Origin of the sequence: Peptoanaerobacter stomatis (assembly GCF_000238115.1) — a bacterium.
GTDB lineage: Bacteria > Bacillota > Clostridia > Peptostreptococcales > Filifactoraceae > Peptoanaerobacter > Peptoanaerobacter stomatis.
Genome location: NZ_JH414569.1, coordinates 1 through 23,602 on the forward strand (window position 1 = coordinate 1; position 23,602 = coordinate 23,602).

Genomic DNA, 23,602 nt, shown 5'->3' on the forward strand with positions numbered 1-23,602 from the left:
TATATATATATACTCTATTTTTTGTTTGTATTAATATTGTTTAATAGGAAGTTGTAATCCAGTATAAGCTTTTTGTGAAACTGTTGTATAGTAGGTTTTTCTTCCATTAGATATTTTATAAACGTCATATCGCCTAACTTCTACTTGCATATTGACATATAAATACCAACTTCCATAACTAGGAACATTAACTGAATATCCTTTAACTCCATCCATTTTTCTTGAACCAACATTTATAGTGAACCCTATATGTTTGCCAGCTATGGTAACTCCAACTCCAACATCTGGACCACTACCTTCTTCCCAGTATATCATACCGCCATATGTAGGAAACGAAACAGGACCATAATTTTGACCGCCAGCTCTATAAGGTCCAAACCATCGTCTTGTACTCCCTACGAACTCAGTAACATATCTTGAATGATCTTGAGGTTTCATTTCATTATTTAAATAATTAGATGATATTTTATTTTCTAAATTGTTAATATAGTCTTCCATTTGCTGTTCAAATTCTTTGTCTATTTCTTCTTGAGATTTTAAAATAGTTTTTACATAAACATTATTTCTTTCTATGGTATCCAATGCATACACATTAATACTTGAAACAAATAAAGCGGTTATCAATAGAATTAGCATAATTTTTTTAGTTTTCATATAATATCCTCCTTTTCATAATAATGAAATTTTGATATAATAAACTTGCAAGTTATACATATATTCTATCAAAATTATATTATTATGTCATTTTTTATTTTTATACTTTTAGGAGTGGTTTTTATGAAAAAACGGAAGCTTTTTATTTTGTTAATATCAGCACTTGTAATTCTAACTGTTTTAATTTCAAATTCTACACATCCTGAAAAAATTATGACAGTCGGATATCCTGAGAATATAACATCAATTTTATATGCGAGAGCGATTTATAATGAGAAAGTAATTGCAAAATTTGAAAAACTTCTTGATAACGTTGTTTTTGACGGAAACAAAATTTCACAAAGAGATGATTTGCCTGAAATAATATTGAGAATAAGCGAAAAAAATATTGAACGTACTCTTGAAATATGGGACAAAACAGAAAACACCATATTGTCAGTAAACGAATACGGACGTATAAAAAAAGGAATAATAGACTCATCAAAGCTGAAAGTCATATTGGAAGAAATTGAAAATTTAGAGGAAGTCAAAAATCTGAAATCGGCAAATTAAATCTTTAAATTTATGACTTATTGTAATTTTATTTATTTTAAATAGTTATGCCGTAAATGTCAAAAGTCGCATTTTGGTTTTTTTTGTATATATTTCAAAAATAAATCATTATGCACAATATCTTGTAGTCTAAAATTCTAAAAATAGCTTTTGATACTCACAGTATCTTATTATATAATGTCATTGTTACCACTAACCAAAAATAATGATAGAAAATGATATTACACAAATATAATAAAAGAAAAAGTTATTTATAAACTTATTAATTTAAGGAATTATCTATTGTTGTATTAGAAATCAGTATTACTTATAAAATGTCTATTATTCTATTGAATATCGGTATTAATATAAAAAGTGGAGGTTGCCCTCCACTAAAAATTTTGCTTTCCATATTATTTTATGTTTAAATTCATAAGTGTTGAAAGTTGCGCCAAACTTACATAATTGGCACTGTTTATAAGATATACTTTCAATTTTTGGTCTTCTTTGCCGTTGACCATTATTTTTTGGTTGCTGCTTACAATCTTAGGTGCCTTTTGAGAAATTTTTGAAAGTTTTGCATTATTTCCGCTATATTTAGTATTTTTCTTCAATACTACCGATTTTGATTTTTTATCGTATTGTACGTCGAATGACTGTGCTGTATTACTGAAGGCTGCTGCAATATCTCTTACTTGGAAATATTTATCTCCGTTTATTATATAGCCTTCTATCAGTATTGATTTGCCTTCTGCTATTATCTTATGAGTAGTAGGTATAGCTTTCATATCATCTGCTTTAACTTCGCTTATTGTATCCACTTTTGTCACTTCGCTCTTAGGCACTATTCTGTTTCCGTTTTCTTTATAATTTATCTTTCCGCCATTTTCTTTTATATAGTCTACCAATACGTCTGATAATAAAGCATTTTCAGCAATTTTTTTAGCACCCTTGAACATTGTATAATCATCGCCGCCTATTGCCATAAAATCATTAGTTGCAAGCTTATATGATTTTTTAGTATCAAGATTTTCGCCGTTTACTTTTATATCACTTACTCTTTTACCTGAAGGTTGCGATATGTCATAGATGAATGTAATTCCTGATACTTGCGGGAATTTGCCGGCAGGTTCAGGTGCTTTATCAACTCCATGTTCCAATGCTGATGCTATCACATCACCTTTTACTTCCAAACCTACTACGAAATTTGTGAACGGGAATGATGTAAGTATATCTCCCATTTTTATATCGCCTTTTTTAATTGATGCTCTTATTCCTCCGCCATTAGTAATTGCAACATCTGATGATATTGATTTTTTCATAGCGTCTGTAACAAGATCCCCAAGATTTGTTTCACTTGCTCTGACTTTTTCTCTAACTCCTACAAGTTCTGTTTCACTATATCCTATCACTTTATCAAGTGTAGGTTTATCCGCTGCAACCGCAACTTGTATTTCTTTTGCAATTTTTTCATCAGGTTTTATATCTTTTGCCTGTTCAAATGAAACCAAGTTTGCCTTTGCACTTTGAATTTTACCGTCTTTTATTTCGAGATTTACAACACCTATATTTTTTAAATACTCCCCTGTCTGAACTATAAGTGTATTTTTTATTTTTAAGCCTTCAGGGAGTCTTGTATGACTATGTCCGTCTATTATAAGATCTATTCCGTCGACTTCTTTTGCAAGTATATCGGAACGCTCACTTGATGATTCATCTATACCGAGGTGTGTAACCGCCACTATTATTTGTGCACCTTGTTTTTTTAATTCTTCAACTTGTTTTTTGGATGTTTGTATATAATCAAGAAAATCTACATTTGCAGTGTTTTTAGGGCTTGATTTATAAAGAGTTTCCGGTGTGGCAATTCCGAAAAATCCTATTTTAACACCGTCAATATCTTTTATAACATTGGCTTTAAAATCTTTTGTTCCATCTTTTCTAACTACATTTGCACATAAATAATCAAATTTTGCATCTTTTTCAAGAGCAATAAGTCTTTCATATCCGTAGTTGAAATCGTGATTTCCGGGAATGCCCACTGCAAATCCTATTTCATTCATAAGATTAAGCATATTTTTCCCTTCGGATATGTTGGCAAATGTTGTTCCATGCAAAGTATCTCCCGCATCTACAAGTAAAGTATCAGGATTTTTTGCTTTTTGTGCGTCATAAAAAGTTTTTAATTTTGCATAGCCTATGAGTTCTTTTTGATCTCCTTCAGCTCTTCCGTGAACATCGTTAGTATGTATTATTGTTATTGTTTTGCTATCATCTGCAAATACAGGTTTATATGCACTTAAACCTAATGCAAGTAAAAGTGACAGGATAATACTGATACTTTTTTTAATTTTCAACATAATTACCTCCTATTTTTTTTAATATATTGTAATTAATTATACTATATAAATAGAAAAATTTCCATTATGTCAACAAAATTTAATATAGTAAAATTAACAGTTATAGGATTTTTAATAAAATAAATCCAAATTAAATATAAACTTTTTATTTATATTTAACACGTTTATAATTAAATTTTAAGTTGAGTTAAAATAAATTTACTGTTATAATTATACACAGAATTATTCAATATTTTTTAAAGTTTCTTTTTAAGGAGATAATATTAAATGGATACAAAAAAAGAATTTTTTAGAATGATGAGAGAACATTCGGAAATAGCACTTGCCACAAGTTTTGATAATACTCCTAATGTCAGAACTGTAAATTTTTATTTTGATCCGGATGCAAAAGTATTGTATTTTGCAACATTTTCAGACAACACCAAAGTCTTTGAATTGGAAAAAAATACAAAAGTTGCATTCACTACAATACCTAAGCATGGAACGGAACATATAAAAGCAAAAGGTATATGTACGAAAAGTTCAAAAACCGTATATGATCTAAAAGAGCAACTTATAGGCAAAATGGAAGGGTATAGAGAGCTGATAGAAGATGTCGGAGCTTTCCTTGTAGTATATGAAATACACTTCGAAAAAGCTCAGGTAGTCTTGACACTTGAAAATATAGACACTTATACATTATAAAAATACATTATAAAAAATAAATAAATTTTTATTCTCATTAAACATAACAAATTTTATAAAATTTGTTATTGAAGAATCAAAAAATAAAAGTTTTTTTCGGCAATAAATAAAGCTGAACCCAACAGTTATAGAGGTTTTATTTATTGCCGAAAGAAAAAAACAAAAAATACTTGACATAGATAAAAATAATAGATATAATTAACAAGTTGATTGTTGTAAAAGAACATGACTCATTAGCTCAGTCGGCAGAGCACTTGACTTTTAATCAAGGTGTCCCGGGTTCGAATCCCGGATGGGTCACCATTTTATATTGATTGATGTGGCTCCTTGGTCAAGCGGTTAAGACACCGCCCTTTCACGGCGGCTACAGGGGTTCGAATCCCCTAGGAGTCACCACTTTAATCTATATATCTAATAATTGATTATTTTACTTTGGTATGGATCCATAGCTCAGCTGGGAGAGCATCTGCCTTACAAGCAGGGGGTCACAGGTTCGAGCCCTGTTGGGTCCACCATTTTTTTTGTGCGGATATGGCGGAATTGGCAGACGCACTAGACTTAGGATCTAGCGGGCAACCGTGGGGGTTCGACTCCCTCTATCCGCACCAGATTTTTCGTTAATGATGTGAATGGTTCACGTCTTTTTTTATGCAAAAAATATTCCTTAAATAAACCAATTATATTCAAGGAATATCTTTACCACCGAATCTTATACTAATACTACTTTCTAATAAAATTATGGATAACTTGTATAATTATATAAAATTAATATACATAGTCTACCAGAAAAATTAATTGTTATGATTTTCCATTATTCTATAAGATTTTAGTATAAAACACAGTTACAAAATAAAATTTCTATTTTTTATATATTTACTACTTAAAAATATAAATTTTCAACTTTATAAATTATAATTCGGTTTCAATCAGTGTTCCATATTACACTGTTTTCAGCCAATCTCTGTATATTTTCATAAATTCTTCTTTCTTATCTTTTCGTATTTTCACTTTTAAAGTTATAAGCTCATCTTCTTTTTTTTCATCTTTTCTAAGTAATTCTAAAATTTCTTCATCTTTTTTAAATTCGCTTGCTTTTTTCAACAAATTTACGTCAAAATTTATATCATCTTTATTTTTCAATATCAATTTTTGAGTTTGATCAGGTAATTTAGCAAGCAATACAGCCATTTTTATATTTATTACAGATTCATCTATAAGCTCAAAAAAACCGCTGTTTAGCATATTAAGCGATAGATAGTTTTGCACCATTCTTCCTGATATACCTAATTGACCCGCAATTAAATCTCTTGTTTTTTCTCCTTTTTTCTTCTCAGATTTTATACGAACATATTTTTGAAGTATAGATTGTGTTTTTTCAAATGTTGTAAGCTGTCTTTGTATCCAGTTTGTATCTACTATTATCTCCCTTGCTGTATTCTCGTCAATATCATCTTTTCTTTTAACTATCGCCGGAATTTTACTATACTTTTCATCTTTTGTCATCTCATACAATGCCTTATATGCTCTTACTCTATTATGCCCTGAGAGTATCATATAACCGTCATTTTTTTCCCAAAGTACTACAGGGTGAAGCAGGGAGTTTTTTTCTATGGACTCTATCAATTCTAAAAACTTTTCTTCCGGAAGCTTGCTGTAAAAATTCCATTCACTCGGTGCTGATATGAGCTTATTTATATCTATTTGAGATATATCGTTTGAAAAAACATCTATGTCAAATCTCGATTTTGCATTTTCTTTCCTGTTTTCCTGTCTTTTCTCTTTATCAAAAGCGGACATCCCTGAAAGATTTTTAAATCTGTCTTTATTTATTATACTTTTTTTTGTTGACAAGACTATCCACTTCCTTTGCTAAATTTTTATAGGCAATTGATGCTCTTGAATCTGATGAAAAATGACATACAGGCTGTCCCAAAAATTGACTTTTCTTTATATTTATATCCACAGGTATATCTGAAGACAATATTTTATCTCCAAACAAATCTCTTAAAAGTTCTCTCGTTTCATCAGTTGTAGACTCACGCTTATCAACTTTTGTTTCCACTATGCCGAGGATTTCCAAATCTTTGTTAAAAATTCTCACTTCCTCTATAAAATTGGATAGAGGCTCTAAACCTTCCACTCCGAAAGCCGATAATTCAACAGGTATCAATACATAATCTGACGATACCAAAATATTATAATTTAAAAGCCCCAAAAATGGACAAGTGTCTATTATTATATAATTATATGCTCCGCTTTGTTTTAGAGGTGTAATTATTTTTTTTATAACTGTTTCTTTATCATCTTTGCCAACAAGCTGCATATCAACTGCAGAAAGCATATAATCAGATATCACCATATCAATATTTTCGTAGTTAGTCTTGCTTATAAAATCCGACAGGTCTTCTTCCAATGAAACAGCTTTATATACGTTTTTATCCTTGTCCATTTGCATATCGTATGAACGTGTCAAATTCATTTGCATATCTGCATCTATGAGCAAAACTTTTTTGCCATGACTTGCAAGAGCATAGCCGAGATTACCTGTAAGCGTAGTTTTTCCTGAACCTCCTTTGTTGTTAGATATAGAAATTATATGAGTTTTCATAATATTCTCCGTTTCATTTATGTATTAGATATTGCTATTTCAAATAACTTCATTTTGAGATAACAATTTTTATTCAGCATTAAAATTTTATATAAAAAATATAATCATGTTAATTATATCAAAAATACAATTTCATTACAAATATATTTTACAACTTGATATTAGCATTAAAACTTTTTATTATAGCTTTTAATTTATGGTTAATATTTTTTATTTCACTTAAAAAATATTATTATTTATTTTAAAAGCTATTGTATAAATTTTGCTAAGTTGGTATAATATTAAATTGACATTTTGTTGTTAAATAAATATTTTTAGGAGGAATAGACTTGGCAAATACAGGTGCAAATGCGGCAGGTTCATTAGGAATGTTTTTCCCGCTTATCTTGATGGGATTTTTCTTATATTTTTTCGTTATGAAACCGCAAAAAAAGAGACAAAAAGAAGTAATGGATATGAGAAGTTCATTAAAGGCAGGAGATACCGTAATACTTTATAGCGGTCTTATAGGTCTTATAATAGAAATAAAAGGCGATACTATGGTATTGGAATGTGCTCCTGACAACACACATCTCACATTCAAAAATTGGAGTGTAAGAGAAGTTGTTATCAATGATACTGATGAAGATGACGAAATCGAAGATGATGATGAAGATATAGAAATAGACGAAGAAAAATAAAATTTTTATGCAATCCCTGACAATTAGGGTTTTCTTGGAGGAATTATTATGAGATTTAAGAGCAAAAGAAATTTTTTCTCTGTGGTTATCCTACTTATACTATTGACTGTATTGTCAATAACAGGTATAAAAAACGGAGATAATTACATTTTTGCCCCGGTATATACTAAAATCAATCAAGGCTTGGACTTAAAGGGCGGAGTCTATGTGGTATATGAGGCAAATACCGACAAAACAGGCGATGATCTGTCTAAGATAATTAACCAAACCATTGAAGTATTCAGAAAAAGAATAGATGGTATGGGACTTACAGAGCCTCTTATAGTAAGAGAGGGTGAAAACAGAATACGTATAGAATTGCCCGGTGTCAAAGACGTAAATGATGCAATATCTACAATCGGTAAAACAGCACAGCTCCGATTTGTAGATTCACAGGGTAACGAAGTTTTAAACGGTTCACACGTTGTAAAAAGTGAAGTTGCTACAAACGGTAAAAATCAATATGTAGTAACATTACAGTTCAACGATGAAGGTACAAATTTATTTGCAGAAGCTACAAAACAGGCCGCTCCCACAAAAGCGCCTATATATATAATGTTGGATGAGCAAATAATATCAGCTCCTAATGTACAATCTGAAATATTAGGCGGAAGTGCCGAAATATCAGGAAATTTTAATGCAAAATCAGCTACTGAATTGGCATCACTCATAAGAGCCGGTGCTTTACCTGTTGATTTTACAGAAGTGGAAAGTTCAACAAAATCTGCACAGCTCGGAGATGACGCACTTCAAAAAAGTATACAAGGTGCAGGAATCGGTATAGCTCTTGTAATGCTTTTCATGGTAATCTATTATAAAATACCGGGACTTATTGCAGATATAGCGCTTTTAGCATATATGTTGATATTTATATTAATATACTCTTCACTCGGTGCTACACTTACTCTTCCGGGTATAGCTGCACTTATACTTTCCGTAGGTATGGCAGTTGATGCCAATGTCATAATATTCGAAAGAATAAAAGAAGAAATAAAAGACGGAAAAACAGTAAAAACAGCACTTAAAAACGGATTTTCAAAAGCATTGTCAACAATAATGGACTCACAGATAACAACTATAATAGCAGGTGTTGTGCTATACAGTTTCGGTACAGGTCCAATCAAAGGATTTGCCGTTACCCTTATATTAGGTATACTAGTATCATTATTTACTGCAATTGTAGTTACAAAATTTTTATTCCAAAACTTCCTTGGCTTTACAGACATTAAAAATATGAAGATGTTTGGAGTATCAGACAAAATCAAGGAAAATAAAAGCACATTTAATTTTGTAGAAAAATTTAAAATATTTGCATCTTTATCCGTTATAATAATAGTAGCAGGATTGGGTTTGGGAATCTTCAAAGGCTTTAATATGGGTATAGATTTCACAGGCGGTACAACTATAGAAATCAATATGCACAAATTTGAAGACCATGATAAGCTCTTGGAAATATCACATGGTTTTGACACTACATCAAGCGTAGATTATTTAGGCGAAGACAAGTCCATAATACAAATAAAGACCACTGAAAACCTGAATGATTCTCAAAGAAAAGAAGTATTCGCAAAATATAAAGAAACATACAATCTTCAAGACGATGACCTTGTACAATCCGGATACATAGGTGCATCAATAGGGAAAGAAATACAAAATAAAGCACTTATATCAGTGCTGCTTGCAAGCATATTCATGCTTATATATATATCATTCAGATTTAAATTTACATTCGGTATATCAGCAATAATAGCACTCGTACATGACGTACTCATAGTTTTAGCCGTATATGCAATATTTAAGGTACCCGTTAATTCTCCATTTGTTGCGGCTGTACTCACAGTTGTAGGTTATTCAATAAATGATACAATAGTTGTCTTTGATAGAATAAGAGAAAATAAAAAATCACTTAGAAGGATGCCAGATTCGCAGATAGCCGATATATCGATAGGTCAAACTGTAACACGTTCAATCAACACATCAGTAACTACTTTACTGTCAATACTTTCACTATATATACTTGGAGTAGATTCAATAAAAGAATTCACATTCCCTCTACTTGTAGGTATATTATCAGGAACATATTCATCAATATTCATAGCGAGTCCTCTGTGGGTATTGTTTGAAAAAGCAAGAACAAAAAAAGCGACTGTAAAAAAATAACTTAAAATTTTTATATAAAAAAGTATAGGAGTAAAATTATATCCTATACTTTTTTAATTTTCCAATCAATAAATACACTATTACGAGTACAAACATATAAGTTATTATAGGTATGATATTATTCGCATATGTTGCAATATATACATTGTTTAAAAATATAAAAGAAAATTTTGCACTTTCAAATTTAGATATAAATATTGACAACATAGCTAACATTATAATAATAGGCATAAAATACAGATAATTTTTTTTACTGAACAACTCTATTATTATACAAGAACTCAAATAAAGAGTTATATTATATATAAAAAAGTATACAGGAGTAAAAATTCCGGTCATAATTAAAAGTATTGCATATATGACCGCATTTACCAGTATGCTTTCAAACAAAAACATATTTTTCAGTTTTTGACCTTTAAATGTGGAAAAAAACTCACTCTTACTTTCAAGATTAAGATAATCATAACATACAAGCAGAGATAAAACATAAAGCAAAAAACTCATAACCTCTTTTATAGGAAATATTTTTCCTGTTTCAGACATATCGTATTCAAATTTAAAGGTACGAGGCAATTCTTTTTCATACATTTTCACATACTTATCATCACTTAAACTCAGCATTTCTCTTGTATAATCATATGATATTATCTCAAAATATGTGCTGTAAAAGTCTTCCTTGGCAATCTCACTGAATTTTCCGTCACTTCCATATATGGTGAAAGGCTTGTCCTTTTTTGTTAAATCAACTGAAAAACCATATGTAATTTTACCATTTTTAATATCATTTTTCATATTTTCCAAATCTTCATATTTTTTATATTTAAAATATGAACTCTTGTTGATAAGTTTATCCGCAAAATTATTTTCAACAACTGAGTTGTTTGCTAAATATATACCCGTTTTCAAATTTTCAGAAAAATTCAAATCAAGCTGCATATACAAAAAATATATAGTTATTGTAGATAATAAGGCAAGTGCAAATATAGGTGTTTTAACATATCTTTTTATGAATATAATAAACATAAATATAAGCCCCCTAATATCTGAAATTTCTATATATTTTAAAATATACAAGCAAAATAAGTATTATTGTATAAAGTGCAAATATACTGTAGGATATGAGTGTATTTGCCATGATTAAATTTACAGGTGTGACATATGCATTCAAAAATATTGAAAATCTTGGTAGCAACAATCCTGATGACAAAGTCGAAACTATACACAAAATCAATATACAAAAACTTGCCCCTTCTTTGAATACAATCGCTATAAACTCGGTAAGACTTGCTATAAACATATTTATAAGCATTAATTTCAAAAACAATGCTGTATTTAATGGAATTTTTTGAAAAAATAAAATCAATCCTGTTATAAAAGCGAAAATTATCGCATTTGACAGTATCTCTAAAATATTTATCACAAGCAGATTATATCCTTTTACAATTAAATGTGCATACACATCTATATAATTTTTGCTCTTGGAATTTGCAAATATAATTGATGATATTAAAAGCGTTATATATACGATTATAAGATTATTGTCTTTTTCAGATTTTACCGTTTTAAACTCATCTTCTCTGTTCAATACCTCATTTAAAAAATACCTGTTCAGCTCATAGTTTCTACTTGACATATTGCTGTCCATTATAGAATCCGATACATATATATTAGCCTGAGCATATGACAATATATCGGCAGAGCTTTTTGTAAGCGATGTAAATATACCTTTTTCAGTTTCATTCAAGTATGGTGAAAAATATATGATTGCACTCTTATTTTCACTATTTAATATACTGTTATAGAAATTAGCAGGCACTTTTATAAGCACATCTATATCTCCATCTTCCAATTTGCTTTGTGAAGATTGTAAATCATATGATGTACTCAATGACAAATTGCTTTTTGTACTTGCCGTTCCATTTATAAGACTTATAATCATATTGTTTTTCGAGTCTTGCTCATCAAAGTATATCTCCAAATTTATAACCTTATTCTTTGAATTAAGTGTAATTATATAAAAACTGCCCATAAAAATGAGCATTATAGCACATAATACGGGCATTAATTTTATTTTGGATTTTAATGTAAATATAAAAAATTTCATATTATTCTCCAAAAATTCTGAAAGTAAAATTTATACTAAATCCTGTTTGAATCAGTTATATAACAAAACTGCCGAATTGAATATATTTTTTGCATTTTAATCAGGTATCAATACCGGGCATATCTGAAAAGTATTAAATTTTAACTTTTCAGATATTTTAAAAATTTTTACGAATTAAAGAATACCCATCATTGAAAGTAGGAATCCATAGTTATTTTTAACATTCTCCTCTACTTTTTCCATTATCTTATCAAGTTCATCTTTATCAACTTTTAATATCTCCACACTGTCTTTCGGCACTTCTATTGTAGGTGTTTCCAAGCTGAATAAAATATTACCTTTGAAATCTATAGCTTGACCTGCATAATCCGCTTTTAAACTGTCTATAACAAAATTATATCCTACTCCCGGTTTTACATCTTCATATTTACCCTGTAATTTTAAAGACATATCTTCAGAAGTATCTATATCCATATTAAGACTTTTTTCGTCTTTACCATAAATCGCTGAAATTTTTACCATATCATCAAAGGTATTAACTTTTATTTCATTTTCTTTTTCGCCTGTTGACATTTTAAATTCAATGACATCTATTTTGTCTTCTTCATTTACTGCTGTTACCACTATATGATCTGTAGTGTTCTTTTCGCCTACAAAGAATAAGTTCAAGTTTGAATCTTCTTCTACATCAAATGCAAGTAATACAAGTTTATTGTCTTTGCTTAACAAAGCTTTTATTGTAAATACTTCAGGCAATTCTTCATCATCTATTTCTTTTTTTAAGTCATCAAATTGTGTTTGAACTTCCGATAAATCCATGCCTGTAATCTGTCTTGATTGTAAATCTTCGTAATAATCAATTGATTTTTTTAGAAGTGCTTTAACATCTTGAGATTTCACCTGTATATTAAGTTGCTCCAAATCGCTTTTTGAAGAATTATATTCCTTTACACTGTCTGCAAGTTTTGTATCAAGATCTCCTGTTTCTACAACAGCATTATTTTTAAGTGTTTCAAATTCTGATTTTACATAAGTAAAATACTCGTCTTTCATTGCTTTCACTGTGGAAGGAACCGCATATAAATCAACTTTTAAATCCTTTAAAGCTGACATATCCTGTCCTGTTTCCTTTTTGATTATATCATTTTGCAAATCTGCTCCGATAGTTGACAAATCAAGCTTAAAAGCTTTTTCATACACACTTGGAACGTTTAAGTACAATTCTTTGTCTATAGATGTAAAATCAATGTTTGCCGCCAACATATTACCTACAGAAACACTCAAATTAAGCTGTGCTTTTTTGTCTTTCGGTAAGGATTTTTGACTTATCTGCACACCGGCTTTGTCTATTCCTATTGCTTTCAGATAATCAGTATTCAGATTTAAGTCCATTGAATATATGCCGTCTTCTTCAATTTTTTTATTCATCTTAGCTATGTCAAATCCCGGAGAAAAATCCTCTGATGTATTTTCAAATTCAACCGGCAAATCAGCAATAGCCTTTTCCAATTTTCCCATAGGTGTAGTAGCTCCGCCTTTAGAAATTGCAAAGAATGCTATACCGGCTATTACAAGTACAGCCCCTATTATAGCAAGTACTTTCGTATTTGTCATGCCTAATGATTTTTTCATATTCCATCCTCCAAAATACCATTTTTTAAGTAAAATTTTCGTGTTGCTATGTCTAATGTATCTTTCAAATGTGTAGTGTATATGAGTGCATTTCCCAAGTTTATTTTTTCTTTAAGTTTCTCCAAAAACAAATTTCTGCTCTTCTCATCCAATGACGAAAAAGGCTCATCCAATACCATAAGATCACTTTTTTCCATCAATGCAATACATAAAGAAATCTTGCGTTTAGTTCCTCCTGATAAATTTTTAACTTTTTTATCAAAAATAGTATCTATCGCAAACTCCTCTAAAACAGCACTGTTTTTTAATGACTTAAAATTTTTGAGAAATAATTTAAGATTATCTTTAACGCTAAGCTCATCTATCAATATATTGTCCTGAGGAAGATAAAATATATTTATATTATTGTTGTAGGTTATCGTTCCCATATATTTTTTAAGTTTACAAATACATTTTAAAAGAGTAGATTTTCCGGCGGAATTTTCACCCAATATACATATACTCTGCCCCTCAAAAACATCCAAAGATATACTGTGGAGTACCTCATATGTACCATATTTAACACTCAAATTTGAAATTTTTATAAGCATAACATCACCTATACAAAAATAGAGTGCATCTATAAAAAAATATAGATACACTCTAATTATAACATAAAATTAATTTTTTGCCATACATTTTTGCTTTTCAATAAGCGGCTGCCTTATAAGTGCTTCAGTAGGACATACTTTTAAGCATCTGTTGCATCTTATACAATCCATACTGTTTGGAGTTTTATACGTCTTTATATCCATAGGACATACTTTTTGACACCTCTTACAATTTATGCACTTATCTTGTCTCACTTCAAATTTATATATTGCTATAGGATTAAAAAATCCATAAATCGCTCCTAAAGGACATATATATTTGCAAAACGGTCTGTAAAATTTTAATGATAATCCAAAGAAAATTATTAATAAAAATAATTTCCAAGTAAACAATTTACCTATTGCCGATGCAATACCTTTATTGGTTAAGGCAAGCGGTATACCTGCCATAAAAGTTCCTGAAGGACATATAAGTTTGCAAAAATACGGTGATGACATACCGAGTTTATTAGTCAATAATAATGGAAGAAGTATTACAAACACCAACAATATCACATATCTCAAATATTTAAGAATATTGTGAAACGGCATATTTTTTACTTTCTTCATCTTAAAAACTTTTATCTTATATATCAAATCCTGGAATAATCCGAACGGACACATAAAACCGCATACAAGTCTGCCAAAAGCTGCCCCGAATAAAAGAAACACACCTATAAGATAAAGCGACAGCTTATTATGTGCACCTGCAAATGCGTTTTGTATTGAGCCAAGAGGGCAAGAGCCTAATGCTCCCGGACAAGAATAACAGTTAAGTCCGGGAACACACATATTTTTCAAGTTCCCTGTATATATTTTACCCTTCAAAAAACCGTAAAAATATGAATTTGTAATTAACGAAAATCCTATCTGAAATTTATTTCTATTGTCCAAGCTCATAGTCTACCCTATGCCTATACATTCCATACATATATGAACGGATTTGTTAAGCACACCTTTCAAATCTCCTCTGTTTATTCCGACTGCAATTAAAATTATCGCCAAGACAATTAAAATATACGGAACAGATTTTTTCTTCTTCATAAACAATACTCTCTTATCAATTATTTCAATTTTGCCAATTCTTCATCAACTTCTTTTTGGAAACCTTCTAAATTTCTGCTGCCTGATATTTCTCTCAAAATTTTTCCTTCACTGTCAAGAATTAAAGTTTTCGGAAAAGCTTGTATATCTTTTAGATAAATTTCAGCTAACTCCTTAGAAGGTAACAAGTTTACATAATTCACATTTATTGTTTTAAGTATATCTTTCGCTGTTGTAATCATATCATCCATAGGATTAAAATCTGCATCTACAGTATCAGCTACTATTCCTACTACTTGTACACCTTTATCTTTATATTCATCAGATAATTTTCCAAGTTCAGGCATCTCCTCTACACAAGGTTTGCAGAATGTTCCCCATATATTTAAGACAGTCAATTTACTGTTTTTGAATATTTGTTCACTTTGTTCATTACCGTCTAAATCCTTAGCTGTAAACTTTACCTCGCCCATTTCGGAATCCTTGTTCATTTCAGAGTCCTTGTTTTCCATTTGCTGTTCAGTCTTAGTGTCATTATTTGTCATAGCAGACTTATCCTCTTGTTTTGAACAAGCTGTAAAACTTAATAATAAAGATATCGCAACAGCCGCTGATAATAATATTTTCTTTCTTTTCATTGATAAATTCCTCCAATTTATATAAAAATTATATATACAGTAATTGATCATATGCAATGCTTGAATTATGACACAAATATTACATTTTTTATATCACTAATTATTGCCAAAAATATATAATTCAATTTCAACACACACTTTACAAAAAATAAAATCAAATTATTATTTAACATATAATCAATAAACCATATCAATCCATTTACGAATTTTAGCATAAAAAAATTAAATTTACCTTAAAATATAAAAAATATATTCACTTAAATTTTACATTTTAAGAGCAGATTTTATCAACTGCCATTTACAAATTATGCAAGTCTATCCGCAAATATTGAATATAGTTGAAAATATCACATATTTAAATTAAACTGTAAGTGAGATATTTTATCTTAAAAATAATATCGGTCAAAATAAATTTTATAAACAAACTTTATCTTTTATAATTTGAAATACTTATAATTACTGATAATTTCATAATTTATAAGATTTTAAATTCCTATACGGTACGAGCTGTAATTTTTTTTAAATGTTGTTGACAAAAATGGATTATTACAATATAATACTAAAACAACAAACAGTTATATACTTAATATATGGTATTAAAAGGCGTTGATGAAGACAAAAATATTCATATTTTCATTTACAGAGAGTCGTAGGTGCTGAGATACGATGATGAAAGAATATATAATAAATCACTTCTAAGCTTATCTTTGCTAAAGCGAAAGCAAGTAGTAAGATACGGTGTTCACCGTTATATGAATGAGAGTTGATTGACTCAAAATGAGGAGGCAGATTTTTAATTTTATCTGCAATTAGGGTGGTACCGCGGAATTGTATTTTCGTCCCTGTATAGATATATTATCTATACAGGTTTTTTTATACAAATTTTTGAATCAATATTATAAACAAAAACTCAAATAAAAAAAGTCAAACCATAACAGTATTAACCAAAAATTTTTTGATAACAGGATGAGAGACAAATTCAAGGAGGTATAGTGATGAGAACTTTAAATTTCACTTTGAGAAACGGTATGGATTCAATGGTAAGAGTTATGAGTCTATTAAGAAGAAAAGGCTTTGATATAAAACAAATAAGACTTTCAGGAAATATGCTTGAATTTGAAATAGCTGAAGAATTTAGCATGACTGTACTGAACAATGTTAGCAAATTAGCAGATGTAACTTATATAGCTGCATAATATAAAAATATTAATAATATACACTATTACAAATTATAATATTTTTAAATCTTATATATTTATTATTTTGAAAAAGTATAACTTTTTAAAGGTATTATTATAATATGCGTTTGATTAGTGTTTAATATAAGCGATAACTTAGGAGATATAAATGTTAAGTAATAATATAAAATCAGGATACGCACGTACACCACACCGCTCACTGTTAAGAGCTTTAGGACTTGATGAAAATGACTTCAAAAAACCTTTTATAGGTGTATGTAATTTTTTCAATGAGATAATACCCGGTCATATACATCTTAGAACGATAGCTGACGAAGTAAAAAAAGGTGTGCTCATGAAAGGCGGTATACCTTTTGAGTTTCCTGCAATAGCTGTATGCGACGGCATAAGTATGAACCACTCAGGTATGAGATATTCACTGCCAAGCAGAGAGTTAATACTTGAAAGCATAGAAGTTATGGCATTGGCACATCAATTTGATGGACTTGTTTTAATTCCAAACTGTGATAAAACCGTACCTGCTGCAATAATGGCAGCTTGCAGAATCAATATACCTACAATAATAGTAAGTGGCGGACCTATGCTGTCAGGTAAGCAAAATGACACTGATATAGATCTTGTCACAGGTTTTGAAGTTGTAGGGAAATACAGCCTTAATAAATGTAGCGAAGATGAAATGCTTGCAGTAGAAGAAAATGCTTGTCCTACATGTGGAAGTTGTTCAGGAATGTTCACAGCCAATTCTATGAATTGTATAACGGAAGCTCTCGGCATATCTTTACAAGGCAACGGTACCGTACCGGCAGTATATTCAAAAAGAAAATCTCTTGCAAAAAATTCAGGCAAAAAAATAATGAGTCTTGTAGAAAAAAATATACGCCCAAGAGATATAATAACAGCAGATTCTATAAAAAATGCACTTACACTTGATATGGCACTTGGTTGCAGTACAAATACCGTATTACATCTTACAGCAATCGCAAAAGAAGCCGGCATAAACATAGACCTTAACACTATTGATGAAATAAGCTCAAAAACACCGAATCTGTGCAAATTGTCACCGGCAGGACCTTATCATATAGAAGAACTCGATCTTGCAGGCGGAATATATGCTGTATTAAAAGAATTAGCAAAAAAAGATTTGATAAACAAAAATGCACTTACAGTATATGAAAAACCTATAGGTGAACTGATAGAAAAAGTAAACAAAACCTCATCAAAAATAATAAAAGATATAGAAGCTCCCTATTCACCAACAGGTGGAATAAAAGTATTATTCGGCAACCTGGCAGAGCGTGGAGCAGTAGTAAAAAAATCTGCAGTAGATGAAAAAATGATGAATGTAACACTAACTGCAAAAGTGTACGATAGCGAAGAAAACGCATCAGAAGATATATTCGCAGGCAACATACAGCCCGGAGATGTCGTAGTAATAAGATACGAAGGACCAATCGGAGGTCCGGGAATGAGAGAAATGCTCACTCCAACATCAGCGCTTTGCGGTATGGGCTTAGATGACAAAGTTTGTCTTATAACAGACGGTAGATTCTCCGGAGGTTCAAGAGGAGCTGCTATAGGACACGTTACACCTGAGGCGGCACAAGGTGGAGTAATCGGACTTGTTCAAAACGGAGATAAAGTACACGTAGATATAACAAACGGAAGTCTTACACTATTGGTAGATGATGAAGAACTTTCAAAAAGACGAGCAAATTTTATACCTAAAAAATCTGAAGTTACAGGTTATTTGAAAAGATACTCACAAAATATATCATCAGGTGCAGACGGTGCAGTATATATGTAATTTTTTTACAGCTTTATATTTTCAAAATTAACATTATACTATTAATTAACATAGCTATTTTTTAATATAATGCTCAAATATATTTTGCTCAGAGAACTTTTTTATAAATATATACAAAACAAATATTTATAAAAGCATTGGGAAGTATGCTCGCAAAACAATTTGAGCATATCTTGATTTTAATAAGATTTAGTATTAGATTAACAGAGATTTTAAGGAAGTGATTAATATACAAGGTTCTCTATTTTTACTTGAATGTCTAAAAAAACAAGGTGTCGATACAATATTCGGTTATCCGGGAGGCGCAGTAATACCAGTATTTGATGCGCTATACGATTTTGACAAAATAAAACTTATAAGACCTTGCCACGAACAAGGAGCTGCACATGCTGCAGACGGATATTCAAGAGCAAGCGGAAAAACAGGCGTATGTATAGGTACATCAGGACCGGGAGCTACCAACCTCATAACAGGTATAGCCACTGCATATCTTGACTCAATCCCTATGATTATAATAACAGGTCAGGTAGGCAACAATTTCCTCGGCAAAGATTCCTTCCAAGAATTAGACATAACAGGGCTTACAATGCCAATAACAAAACACAACTACTTGGTGACAGATGCAAATGATATAGCCTCAGTAATATCAGAGGCATTTTTCATAGCAAATGACAAGAGAAAAAGTCCTGTGCTTATAGATATAACAAAAAGCGCATTTTTGCAAGAAGTACAAGACACAACTTACAATATAACACCTATACAAAAAGATACAAGAGCAAAAAACTATCAAGATAATTTAAACCTTGCAGTCCAAATCATAAAACAATCATCCAATGTAGTTATATACGCAGGCGGAGGAATAATAAGAGCTGATGCAAGTGAAACTTTAAGAAAATTATACAAAAATCATAATATACCTGTATTAAACTCCACTATGGGACTTGGTAGCATAGACAGAACCGACAGCTTATCATACGGAATAGTAGGAATGCACGGAGAACCCGATGCAAACGAGTTATGTTACAACGCAGATGTTGTATTGGCTTTAGGTGTAAGATTTTCAGACAGAGCAATCGGAAATCGTAATGGATTTACAAAAAATGCAAAAATTATTCATATAGATGCAGACGAAACAGAAATAAACAAAAATTTAGACTCATTCACAAGTATAATAGGCGATATATCAGATATAATGGAAGAATTAGACGAAAAATTAGGCGATTACAAGATGCCTACACTAAAACGAACAAATCCAATATATCAATCTAATCACCCACAAAAAATATTTGAACTGCTAAATAAAATGTATACTGATGACACCATAGTAGTAACAGATGTCGGACAACACCAGATGTGGACTGCAAAATACTATATGTTTAAAAAACCAAATACATTTATCACATCAGGCGGACTCGGCACAATGGGTTTCGGAGTAGGAGCAAGCATAGGCGCAAAACTATCAATGCCTGATAAAGACGTGTTGCTCATAACAGGTGACGGTTCATTTAGAATGAATCAGTTAGAGCTACTTACGGCAACTGCAAACAACATCAACTTCACAACAATACTACTCAACAATCAAACATTAGGTATGGTGAGACAATGGCAGTGCATGTTTTCCAATCAGAGATACTCACATACAGACATAGATGACGGACTGAATCTCAAATATCTCTCAAAAGCCTACAACCTAAACTATTACAAAGCTGAAAATATAAATCAGCTCGAAAATGTGCTTAAAACAATAGATAAAAATGCCGTAAATCTCATAGACTACATCATGGACAAAGACGAATTCGTATATCCGATAGTACCATCAGGAGAAAGCATATGCAATTATATAGAAAAGTAATCTATATAATATATTTCCCCCAAAAAAACAATTGACAATACACGCATAAACACGTATCATAATATATGTAAAGAGGAACTTATATTATGCCGATGACAGCAAAAGAAATGATTAAATTTCTTGAGAAAAACGGATTTACTTATATAAAAAGCGGAGACGGTTCTCATAGAAAATTTAAAAATTTTGAATCCGGTAAGGTTACACAAGTTCCATATCATAATAAAGAGTTAAGCAAAAAACTTGAACATATGATATTGAAACAAGCGGGACTTAAATAGTCCCTCCTTACTTATTCAGTATTAGATATGTGCAAAATAAAAAATATATTCTATTGTCATCTATATATAGAAATATAACTGCATTATTACAATATATATAACTACAAATATCTATATAAACTACATTTTACACACGTCTAATTTAATACAAGAGGGAGGTATTAATTATGGTGGTAACATATCCGGCTATATTTTATAAAGACAAAGATAGCGAAAGATTTGTAGTTGTATTTCCTGATTTAGATAACGGAGCAACTCAAGGAGATAATGAAACTGATGCCTATAGTATGGCACAAGATTTTATAGGAACTTGGTTATATGAATATTATATTGATAAAAAGGAATTCCCTAAGTCATCTAACATTAAAGATTTGAAAATCGAAGAAGATGAATATTCAGATATAAAATCAAGTTTTAAATCATTAGTTGGAATCGATATTGATGATTATGTAAAAAAAATGGATAAATCAATAGTAAAAAAAACCTTAACTATACCAAGTTATTTAAATGAAATGGGGTTAAAAACCGGATTGAACTTTTCTAAAATATTACAAGACGGATTAAAAAGAGAATTAAATATTGATTAATACTAAAAAAAAACTATTAAATAGCCATGTAATTGTATTATATCAAAATTATTGATAATTTATAAAATATAATGATGTCAAACATAAAATGCTTGTCATTATAAATGGTTATTATACAAATAAAGACACCTAAAGGTGTCTTTATTTGTATTGCTGTTTTTAATTTTTTATTATCGTTTTTTTCTACGTTTTTTTAATGTCAGTATTTTTTAATGAGTTGTTTTATTTTCTGAATTTTTTTATTCCCAATATAGCCATAGCCATTCCTAATATTACATATAGCATATTATCTTGACTGCCTGTCTTAGGTAAGCTTAGAGGTACTTCGTCTTCTGTTATTTCTTCCAACTCATCGCTGTCTGTGTTCGGTGCTGATAGAGGTGTAGTTTCTTCGTCCACTGTTACTGTATCTGCATCGCCGTTATTACCTGTATCAGGTACTGATAGAGGTGTGGCATCATCATTTACTGTTACAGTTTGTTGCGGATTTATACGTGGTGTACGCGGTTCGTTATCTCTATCTCTGTCTCTGTCACCTGAATCTCCTCCGCCTGAACTATCATCTTGATTATTTCCACCCGGTGAATCTCCCCCCTGTGGATTCGGATCTTGTTGTCCTCCTGGTGAATCCGGACTTCCTCCCGGTTGATCTCCTCCCGGTTGATTCGGATCCGGATCCGGAACAGGAGTCGGATCATCTTGTTTGTCTTCAGGTTCGACTTTAGGATTATCTTCGCTACCTAATGAATAATCTGTTATTTTCAATACTCCGTTAGGTAATAAAGTTGTTCCGATTTCATTTCCGTTTTCATCTTTGTTAACGATTAATATACTGTCTGTTGTTACTCTTAATGTAACAGGTGTTGTAGCTTTATAACCCATACTTTCGGCATTAGTTTCGCTTACTGTATAATCACCTTCTGACAATGATATTTTACCATTTTCCACTCTTGAATCATTGCTAACCAATACACCATCACTATTTGTAGTTCCTGATATCATATCATTATCTTTAACTATAGTGAAATCTATGCCTTGTAATGCTTGATTATTATTACTTCCGTCCAATTTTTTGATAGTTAAATCTTGCAACTGATTTATGAATTTTACTCCATATAATCCTTGTATTTGATCTTTATTCTCAGGATCTTTAATATCTTCTGTTCTTTGGATATATGAAACTTGTCCAATTACTTTTTCAGATAGATAATATTTTATAAAGTCACCTTTATCATCCTTTGCAGGAACTTTGAATTTTATTTCTCCATTACCTGTTATTGTTAAGTCACCTTTGACTTCTTCATCTAATAATGGTGTTATATTTCCATCAACAAGTTTTGAAACTGTTATTTTAACTTGATATTTTGCAGCATCTTCATTTGACATTGGACTTGCATCTCTATTAAGCCATTGTTTTTCAGCAACCAAAGTTCTGTACACTGTTCCATCTACAATATTTTTAACTGTATAGTTAACAACTCCGTTTTCATCCATTGAAGGTTCAGAAACTGAGTCTAATTTATATCCTTCAGGAATATTAGTTTCGCTAATAGTGTATTTTGCTTTTATTTGATCTAATGTTAATGGGTTTCCATCACTGTCAAACTTATCAGCTGTAAATATTACACTGTTATTACCTTTTACATCGCCATTATCTATATCATCTCCATTCTCAAGAAGATGTATTTTTGCTGTAAGATTAGACGGATCTTCTACTCCTAACCACTCTTTAGTTACTTTTATTGTTAGCTTATCTGCTGCTGAGTCGTCTACTTTGTTTGTGAATATATATTTTGTTCCGTCTACTATAGGGTTACCTACCATTTGACTTGCTACTGATGGGTTTGATTCTTCTACTGTGTATTTTATCTCTTCTCCATCTTCTCCATATTTATTCACTTCATCAAATTGGACTTGTGCATTTCCTGTTATTGTTAATTTTTGTACTTCTTCTTTGTTTCCTGCTTTTACAGCATATAATGTTACATCTACTTTGTTTTGATTATTTTTGGCTGCATTTTGCCATATCTTTTGTGCACTGTATTGTACTTTATCTGCTGCTGAGTCGTCTACTTTGTTTGTGAATATATATTTTGTTCCGTCTACTATAGGGTTACCT

General features: G+C 30.6%; 21 protein-coding genes, 4 tRNA genes and 1 other annotated feature. Of the genes, 13 read left to right on the forward strand and 12 right to left on the reverse strand.

Annotated features, from left to right (window positions below):
- Nucleotides 1-30: 30 nt before the first annotated feature.
- Nucleotides 31-654, reverse strand: coding sequence for a hypothetical protein (locus HMPREF9629_RS10340; protein WP_009526333.1), 624 nt, complete (start codon nt 652-654; stop codon nt 31-33).
- 123 nt (nt 655-777) lie between these two features.
- Here HMPREF9629_RS10340 and HMPREF9629_RS10345 point away from each other — a divergent pair, with 123 nt between their 5' ends.
- Nucleotides 778-1,206, forward strand: coding sequence for a hypothetical protein (locus HMPREF9629_RS10345; RefSeq protein WP_009526334.1), 429 nt, complete (start codon nt 778-780; stop codon nt 1,204-1,206).
- Nucleotides 1,207-1,598: 392 nt separating this feature from the next.
- Here HMPREF9629_RS10345 and HMPREF9629_RS10350 read toward each other — a convergent pair whose 3' ends face one another.
- Nucleotides 1,599-3,545, reverse strand: coding sequence for a bifunctional metallophosphatase/5'-nucleotidase (locus tag HMPREF9629_RS10350; protein ID WP_009526335.1), 1,947 nt, complete (start codon nt 3,543-3,545; stop codon nt 1,599-1,601).
- 267 nt (nt 3,546-3,812) lie between these two features.
- On the opposite strand from HMPREF9629_RS10350, the gene HMPREF9629_RS10355 reads away from it, so the two are divergent.
- The 5 genes from HMPREF9629_RS10355 to HMPREF9629_RS10375 all read left to right on the forward strand — a co-directional run bounded on the left by HMPREF9629_RS10355 (nt 3,813) and on the right by HMPREF9629_RS10375 (nt 4,837).
- A complete protein-coding gene (locus HMPREF9629_RS10355; protein ID WP_009526336.1) occupies nt 3,813-4,229 on the forward strand; it encodes a pyridoxamine 5'-phosphate oxidase family protein in 417 nt (138 codons plus the stop codon).
- Between the two features lie 227 nt (nt 4,230-4,456).
- Nucleotides 4,457-4,532, forward strand: a tRNA-Lys gene (locus tag HMPREF9629_RS10360).
- Nucleotides 4,533-4,550: 18 nt separating this feature from the next.
- Nucleotides 4,551-4,625, forward strand: a tRNA-Glu gene (locus tag HMPREF9629_RS10365).
- A 43-nt stretch (nt 4,626-4,668) separates the two neighbouring features.
- A tRNA-Val gene (locus HMPREF9629_RS10370) sits at nt 4,669-4,744 on the forward strand.
- A gap of 10 nt (nt 4,745-4,754) precedes the next feature.
- Nucleotides 4,755-4,837 (forward strand) — tRNA-Leu (locus HMPREF9629_RS10375).
- Between the two features lie 331 nt (nt 4,838-5,168).
- On the opposite strand, the gene HMPREF9629_RS10380 is transcribed toward HMPREF9629_RS10375, so the two are convergent.
- Together HMPREF9629_RS10380 and HMPREF9629_RS10385 are read right to left on the reverse strand one after the other, a co-directional pair.
- Complete coding sequence (locus HMPREF9629_RS10380) at nt 5,169-6,080, reverse strand: ParB/RepB/Spo0J family partition protein (RefSeq protein ID WP_009526337.1); 912 nt, start codon at nt 6,078-6,080, stop codon at nt 5,169-5,171.
- Nucleotides 6,052-6,837 carry a ParA family protein gene (locus HMPREF9629_RS10385; RefSeq protein WP_009526338.1) on the reverse strand — a complete coding sequence of 262 codons (786 nt, stop codon included), beginning with the start codon at nt 6,835-6,837 and terminating at the stop codon, nt 6,052-6,054. Before HMPREF9629_RS10385 ends, HMPREF9629_RS10380 begins: the two co-directional genes overlap by 29 nt.
- A 329-nt stretch (nt 6,838-7,166) precedes the next feature.
- On the opposite strand from HMPREF9629_RS10385, the gene yajC reads away from it, so the two are divergent.
- Complete coding sequence (yajC, locus tag HMPREF9629_RS10390) at nt 7,167-7,517, forward strand: preprotein translocase subunit YajC (RefSeq protein ID WP_009526339.1); 351 nt, start codon at nt 7,167-7,169, stop codon at nt 7,515-7,517.
- Between the two features lie 48 nt (nt 7,518-7,565).
- On the forward strand, nt 7,566-9,716 hold the full coding sequence (locus HMPREF9629_RS10395) for a protein translocase subunit SecDF (RefSeq protein ID WP_009526340.1): 2,151 nt from the start codon (nt 7,566-7,568) through the stop codon (nt 9,714-9,716).
- Nucleotides 9,717-9,752: 36 nt separating this feature from the next.
- Here HMPREF9629_RS10395 and HMPREF9629_RS10400 read toward each other — a convergent pair whose 3' ends face one another.
- From HMPREF9629_RS10400 to HMPREF9629_RS10425, 7 genes are all read right to left on the reverse strand, one after another.
- On the reverse strand, nt 9,753-10,739 hold the full coding sequence (locus HMPREF9629_RS10400) for a hypothetical protein (RefSeq protein ID WP_009526341.1): 987 nt from the start codon (nt 10,737-10,739) through the stop codon (nt 9,753-9,755).
- A gap of 13 nt (nt 10,740-10,752) precedes the next feature.
- On the reverse strand, nt 10,753-11,820 hold the full coding sequence (locus HMPREF9629_RS10405; protein WP_009526342.1) for a hypothetical protein: 1,068 nt from the start codon (nt 11,818-11,820) through the stop codon (nt 10,753-10,755).
- A 174-nt stretch (nt 11,821-11,994) separates the two neighbouring features.
- Nucleotides 11,995-13,452 carry a hypothetical protein gene (locus tag HMPREF9629_RS10410; protein WP_009526343.1) on the reverse strand — a complete coding sequence of 486 codons (1,458 nt, stop codon included), beginning with the start codon at nt 13,450-13,452 and terminating at the stop codon, nt 11,995-11,997.
- Nucleotides 13,449-14,042 carry an ATP-binding cassette domain-containing protein gene (locus tag HMPREF9629_RS10415; RefSeq protein ID WP_009526344.1) on the reverse strand — a complete coding sequence of 198 codons (594 nt, stop codon included), beginning with the start codon at nt 14,040-14,042 and terminating at the stop codon, nt 13,449-13,451. The genes HMPREF9629_RS10410 and HMPREF9629_RS10415 overlap by 4 nt, the downstream gene beginning before the upstream one ends.
- Before the next feature lie 69 nt (nt 14,043-14,111).
- Nucleotides 14,112-14,981, reverse strand: coding sequence for a 4Fe-4S binding protein (locus HMPREF9629_RS10420; protein WP_009526345.1), 870 nt, complete (start codon nt 14,979-14,981; stop codon nt 14,112-14,114).
- A 3-nt stretch (nt 14,982-14,984) separates the two neighbouring features.
- Complete coding sequence (locus tag HMPREF9629_RS11950; RefSeq protein WP_009526346.1) at nt 14,985-15,125, reverse strand: CD1871A family CXXC motif-containing protein; 141 nt, start codon at nt 15,123-15,125, stop codon at nt 14,985-14,987.
- 20 nt (nt 15,126-15,145) lie between these two features.
- Complete coding sequence (locus HMPREF9629_RS10425; protein WP_009526347.1) at nt 15,146-15,763, reverse strand: TlpA disulfide reductase family protein; 618 nt, start codon at nt 15,761-15,763, stop codon at nt 15,146-15,148.
- A gap of 597 nt (nt 15,764-16,360) precedes the next feature.
- Nucleotides 16,361-16,610, forward strand: a binding site (T-box leader).
- Between the two features lie 148 nt (nt 16,611-16,758).
- Here HMPREF9629_RS10425 and HMPREF9629_RS10430 point away from each other — a divergent pair.
- From HMPREF9629_RS10430 to HMPREF9629_RS10450, 5 genes are all read left to right on the forward strand, one after another.
- The gene (locus HMPREF9629_RS10430) at nt 16,759-16,959 is read left to right on the forward strand and encodes an ACT domain-containing protein (protein WP_009526348.1); all 201 of its coding nucleotides are present in this window, start codon (nt 16,759-16,761) and stop codon (nt 16,957-16,959) included.
- A 151-nt stretch (nt 16,960-17,110) separates the two neighbouring features.
- Nucleotides 17,111-18,766, forward strand: coding sequence for a dihydroxy-acid dehydratase (ilvD, locus tag HMPREF9629_RS10435; RefSeq protein ID WP_009526349.1), 1,656 nt, complete (start codon nt 17,111-17,113; stop codon nt 18,764-18,766).
- Between the two features lie 220 nt (nt 18,767-18,986).
- On the forward strand, nt 18,987-20,618 hold the full coding sequence (gene ilvB / locus HMPREF9629_RS10440; protein WP_009526350.1) for a biosynthetic-type acetolactate synthase large subunit: 1,632 nt from the start codon (nt 18,987-18,989) through the stop codon (nt 20,616-20,618).
- 86 nt (nt 20,619-20,704) lie between these two features.
- Nucleotides 20,705-20,896 (forward strand): type II toxin-antitoxin system HicA family toxin, encoded by a 192-nt coding sequence (locus tag HMPREF9629_RS10445; RefSeq protein ID WP_009526351.1) that lies wholly within the window; start codon nt 20,705-20,707, stop codon nt 20,894-20,896.
- 167 nt (nt 20,897-21,063) lie between these two features.
- A complete protein-coding gene (locus tag HMPREF9629_RS10450) occupies nt 21,064-21,483 on the forward strand; it encodes a type II toxin-antitoxin system HicB family antitoxin (protein ID WP_009526352.1) in 420 nt (139 codons plus the stop codon).
- Nucleotides 21,484-21,705: 222 nt separating this feature from the next.
- Here HMPREF9629_RS10450 and HMPREF9629_RS10455 read toward each other — a convergent pair.
- On the reverse strand, nt 21,706-23,602 hold a 1,897-nt coding region (locus HMPREF9629_RS10455), incomplete at its 5' end, for a Cna B-type domain-containing protein (RefSeq protein WP_009526353.1).

Bases quoted from the DNA above. Each gene is read 5' to 3' on its own strand.
- HMPREF9629_RS10340 (WP_009526333.1), bottom strand. From the start codon at position 654: ATGAAAACTAAAAAAATTATGCTAATTCTATTGATAACCGCTTTATTT.
- HMPREF9629_RS10345 (WP_009526334.1), top strand. From the start codon at position 778: ATGAAAAAACGGAAGCTTTTTATTTTGTTAATATCAGCACTTGTAATT.
- HMPREF9629_RS10350 (WP_009526335.1), bottom strand. From the start codon at position 3,545: ATGTTGAAAATTAAAAAAAGTATCAGTATTATCCTGTCACTTTTACTT.
- HMPREF9629_RS10355 (WP_009526336.1), top strand. From the start codon at position 3,813: ATGGATACAAAAAAAGAATTTTTTAGAATGATGAGAGAACATTCGGAA.
- HMPREF9629_RS10385 (WP_009526338.1), bottom strand. From the start codon at position 6,837: ATGAAAACTCATATAATTTCTATATCTAACAACAAAGGAGGTTCAGGA.
- HMPREF9629_RS10395 (WP_009526340.1), top strand. From the start codon at position 7,566: ATGAGATTTAAGAGCAAAAGAAATTTTTTCTCTGTGGTTATCCTACTT.
- HMPREF9629_RS10400 (WP_009526341.1), bottom strand. From the start codon at position 10,739: ATGTTTATTATATTCATAAAAAGATATGTTAAAACACCTATATTTGCA.
- HMPREF9629_RS10405 (WP_009526342.1), bottom strand. From the start codon at position 11,820: ATGAAATTTTTTATATTTACATTAAAATCCAAAATAAAATTAATGCCC.
- HMPREF9629_RS10410 (WP_009526343.1), bottom strand. From the start codon at position 13,452: ATGAAAAAATCATTAGGCATGACAAATACGAAAGTACTTGCTATAATA.
- HMPREF9629_RS10415 (WP_009526344.1), bottom strand. From the start codon at position 14,042: ATGCTTATAAAAATTTCAAATTTGAGTGTTAAATATGGTACATATGAG.
- HMPREF9629_RS10420 (WP_009526345.1), bottom strand. From the start codon at position 14,981: ATGAGCTTGGACAATAGAAATAAATTTCAGATAGGATTTTCGTTAATT.
- HMPREF9629_RS11950 (WP_009526346.1), bottom strand. From the start codon at position 15,125: ATGAAGAAGAAAAAATCTGTTCCGTATATTTTAATTGTCTTGGCGATA.
- HMPREF9629_RS10425 (WP_009526347.1), bottom strand. From the start codon at position 15,763: ATGAAAAGAAAGAAAATATTATTATCAGCGGCTGTTGCGATATCTTTA.
- HMPREF9629_RS10430 (WP_009526348.1), top strand. From the start codon at position 16,759: ATGAGAACTTTAAATTTCACTTTGAGAAACGGTATGGATTCAATGGTA.
- ilvD (WP_009526349.1), top strand. From the start codon at position 17,111: ATGTTAAGTAATAATATAAAATCAGGATACGCACGTACACCACACCGC.
- HMPREF9629_RS10445 (WP_009526351.1), top strand. From the start codon at position 20,705: ATGCCGATGACAGCAAAAGAAATGATTAAATTTCTTGAGAAAAACGGA.
- HMPREF9629_RS10450 (WP_009526352.1), top strand. From the start codon at position 21,064: ATGGTGGTAACATATCCGGCTATATTTTATAAAGACAAAGATAGCGAA.